The organism is Pseudomonas brassicae (assembly GCF_010671725.1).
Classification (GTDB): domain Bacteria; phylum Pseudomonadota; class Gammaproteobacteria; order Pseudomonadales; family Pseudomonadaceae; genus Aquipseudomonas; species Aquipseudomonas brassicae.
Window position 1 is genome coordinate 1 of sequence record NZ_JAAHBU010000113.1, and the last position, 4,118, is coordinate 4,118.

Sequence of the window (4,118 nt, forward strand, 5' to 3'; positions counted from 1 at the left end):
GAGGTGTAGATCAGGTAGGCCTGATGGGCCGGCAGGCTCAGCGATGGCAGTGCCTCGGCGCTGTAGGCGGGCAGCGCTGCACGGTCGTCTTCGAGGCACCAGCGGGCAACGCCCGCCGGCAGTTCGCCCAGCGCCTCGAACAGCGTACGCTGGCCCAGCAGCAGGCCGATACCACTGTCTTCGATCATGTACTGCAGGCGTTCGAGCGGGTACTCCGGGTCGAGTGGCACATAGGCGCCACCGGCCTTGAGGATCGCCAGTAGGCCGACCACCAGGTGCGCCGAACGCTCCAGCGCCAGGCCCACCCGCACCTGCGGGCCAACCCCGCGTTCACGCAGCACACGCGCCAGGCGGTTGGCCTGGGCGTCGAGCTGGGCGTAGCTCAGGTGCTCGCCGGCAAAGGTCAACGCCAGGGCGTCGGGGCTGCGCGTGCCTGTTCGCTGAACAGGTCGTGAATGCAGCGATCCAGGCCCGGGGCCCGGGCATCGCCGGCCAGGTTGTCGAACAGCGCCTGCTGCTCGTCGGCCGCCAGCAGCGGCAATTCGCACAGGCGCTGCTGCGGGTCGACCAGCAAGGCGTCGAGCAATTGCTGCCAGTGCGCCGCCATGCGTGCAATACGCGGCTCGTCGAACAGGTCACAGCTGTAGGTCAGGCAGCAGCCCAGGCGACGGTCGAGGTCGGTGACCTCCAGGTTGAGGTCGAACTTGGTGGCGCGGGCATCGTTGACCAGGTATTCCACCTGCATACCAGCCAGTTGCCGGCTTTGCTGGAACTCCCAGCGCTGCACGTTGCACATCACCTGGAACAGCGGGTTGTAGGCGGCGCTGCGCGGCGGCTGCAAGGCTTCGACCAGGTGGTCGAACGGCAAGTCCTGGTGCGACTGGCCGTCGATCACGGTCTGGCGCACCTGCTCGATCAGGTCGAGCACGCGCATCTGCCCGTCGAGCTGGCAGCGCAGTACCTGGGTGTTGAGGAACGCGCCGATCAGGCCCTCGCTTTCCGGACGAATGCGGTTGGCCACCGGTGCGCCGATGCGCAGGTCGGTCTGGCCGCTGTAGCGGTACAGCAGCAGCGCCAGGGTGGCGGTCATGGTCATGAACAGGGTCAGGCCATGCTCGGCATTGAAGCCGCGCACCCGCGCCGCCAGTTCGTCGCTCAGGTCGAAACGGTACAGCTCGCCACGATGGCTCTGCACAGCCGGGCGCGGACGGTCGGCGGGCAGTTCCATGACCGGGTGCTCGTCACCCAGTTGCGCAGTCCAGTAGTCGAGCTGGCGCTGGCGTTCGCCGGCTTCCAGCCATTGGCGCTGCCACACGCTGTAGTCCAGGTACTGCACCGGCAGTGGCTGCAACGGCGACTCGCGGTCGTCGAGGAACGCCTCGTATAGCTCGCCCAGCTCGCGGGCAAAGATGTCCATGGCCCAGCCTTCGGTGACGATGTGGTGCAGGGTCAACACGAAGTAGTGCTCCTGCTCGCCGGCCTTGACCAGGCAGGCGCGCAGCAGCGGGCCGGTTTCCAGGTCGAACGGCTGGTGCGCCTGTGCGTCGGCCAGGGCCTGCAACTGCTGCTGGCGCTGCGCCGGCGCGGCGCGGAGTAGTCCAGCCAGTCCATCACCAGGCCGCTGTTGGCGGCCACGGCCTGATACGGTACGCCATCGAGGCTCGGGAAGGTGGTGCGCAGGGTTTCGTGGCGCACGATCAGGGCCTGCAGCGCCTGCTCGAAGCGGCTCACATCCAGTACGCCGCTCAGGCGCGCCATGCCACCGACGTTGTACGCCGGGCTGTCGGGCTCCATCTGCCAGAGGAACCACATGCGTTGCTGCGAGTACGACAGCGGCACGGCTGGCTGCGGTCTATGCGCGCGATTTCGCCTTGCAGGTTGTGTTGCCCGGCGCGTTGCAGGGCATCGATGCGAGCGGCGAACGCGCCCAGTTCACTGGCTTCGAACAGGGTGCGCAGCGGCAGCTCGACGTCGCACGCCTGGCGCGTGCGCGCAATGATCTGGGTGGCCAGCAACGAGTGCCGCCAAGGGCGAAGAAGTCGTCGTTCAGGCCCACCTGCTCAAGGCCCAGCACCTCGCGCCAGATCGCGGCGATCTGCTGTTGCAGCGGCGTGCTCGGGGCGATGTGCACGCGTTGCTGCCAGGTCGGCTCGGGCAGTGCCTTGCGGTCGACCTTGCCGCTGGGGCCCAGCGGCATCTGCGCCAGGTGCACCAGTTGCGCCGGCACCATATAGGCCGGCAGTTGCGCGCTGAGCGCGGCCAGCAGCGCGTCGCTGCAATCCTGTGCGTGGGTGTAGTAGCCGACCAGTTGCGGGCCGGCGGTGGTCTCGCGCACCAGCACCAGGGCTTGCTCGACACCCGGCTGGGCGAGCAGGCAGGCCTGCACTTCCTCGGGCTCGACCCGGAAGCCGCGCAGTTTGACCTGCTGGTCGACGCGGCCCAGGTACTCCAGCGCGCCCAGCTCGACGAGCCAGCGCGCACGGTCGCCGCTGCGGTACAGCCGCTGGCCGTCGGCCGCCGGCACGAAGCGCTCGGCAGTCAGGCCGGGGCGGCCAAGGTAACCGCGGGCCAGGCCCAGGCCGCCCAGGCACAACTCGCCCGGCACGCCAAAGGGTGCCAGTTCCAGCTCGCCATCGAGTACCACACACTGCACGTTGGACAACGGGCGACCGATCGGCGAGCGCACGCCGTCTTCAGGCTGGCACTGCCAATGGGTCACGTTGATGGCGGTTTCGGTTGGGCCGTAACGGTTGTGCAAGGCCACGTGCGGCAGCACCTGCAGCACGCGGTCGCGCAATGCCGCCGGCAACGCCTCGCCACCGGAGAACAGCCGACGCAGGCTGCTGCAAGCTGCGGCCAGCGGCTCCTGCACGAACACCTGCAACAGCGCCGGCACGAAGTGCAACGTGGTCACACCATGCTGCTGCACCAGTTCGGCGATGCGTTGCGGGTCACGGTGCTCACCCGGCCCGGCCAGTACCAGGCGGCAGCCATGCAGCAGCGGCCAGAAGCATTCCCACACCGACACGTCAAAGCTGATCGGGGCTTTCTGCAGCAGCACGTCGTGCGCGTCCAGCGCGTAGCTGCCTGCATCCATTGCAGCGCTCGGCCAGCGCGGCGTGGGTGTTGCCCACGCCCTTGGGCTGCCCGGTAGAGCCGGAGGTGTAGATCACATAGGCGAGGTTGTCACCGTGCAGGTGCAGGCCCGGCGCCTGGCTGGGCCAGCTGTCCAGGTGCAGGGTGTCCATCGCGATGGCGCTCACGCCCTCGACCGAGGGCAGGCGTTCGAGCACCTCGCTGTGGCTCAGCAGCAGGCTGGCGCCGCAATCGGCCAGCATGTAGGCCAGGCGCTCGGCGGGATAATCCACGTCCAGCGGTACATAGGCACCACCGGCCTTGAGGATGGCCAGCAGGCCGACCAGCAGTTGCGGCGAACGCTCGGCGGCGATCGCCACGCACACGTCCGGCCCCACGCCTTTGTCACGCAGGTAATGGGCCAGGCGGTTGGCCTGGGTGTGCAGGCTGGCGTAGTCCAGGCTGCCGCCCTGCCACACCAGCGCAGTGCGTTGCGGGGTGCGCCGGGCCTGTTCGTTGAGCTGCTCGACCAGCCACTGGCTGGCCGGCGCGGCGGGGGCCTGGCCCCAGGCTTGAAGCTGGGTACGCTCCTGCGGGGCCAGCAGTTGCAGCTCGGCCAGCGGCAGTTGCGGCGCCGCGCTGACCTGCTGCAACAGGCTGACCATTTGCGCCGCGATACGCGCGATGGTGGCTGCGTCGAACAGCTCGTCGGCGTAGTCGAACGCCAGGCTCACGCGGCCCTGATGGTCTTCTTCAGTGTGCAACTGCAGGTCGAACTTGGCTTCGCGGCTATGCCACGGCAGCTCGTCGGCAAGCAATCCCGGCAGGCGGCGCAGCGCACTCAGGTCGCGCTGCTGGTGGTTGAACATGACCTGGAACAGGCCTTGCTCGCGCGCCTCGGGGAACGCCTCGAGCAGTTGCTCGAACGGCAGGTCCTGGTTGGCCTGCGCCTCGAGGGTGGCCTGGCGTACCTGCGCCAGCAACTGGCTGAACGGCGCGCAGGGCTCGATCTGCGTACGCAGCACCTGGGTGTTGATGAAAAA

1 pseudogene is annotated in these 4,118 nt (G+C 68.4%); it reads right to left on the reverse strand.

Annotation, left to right across the window (positions count from 1 at the left end):
* Positions 1 to 4,118: pseudogene (locus G3436_RS27520) on the reverse strand (amino acid adenylation domain-containing protein); the annotation flags it as partial.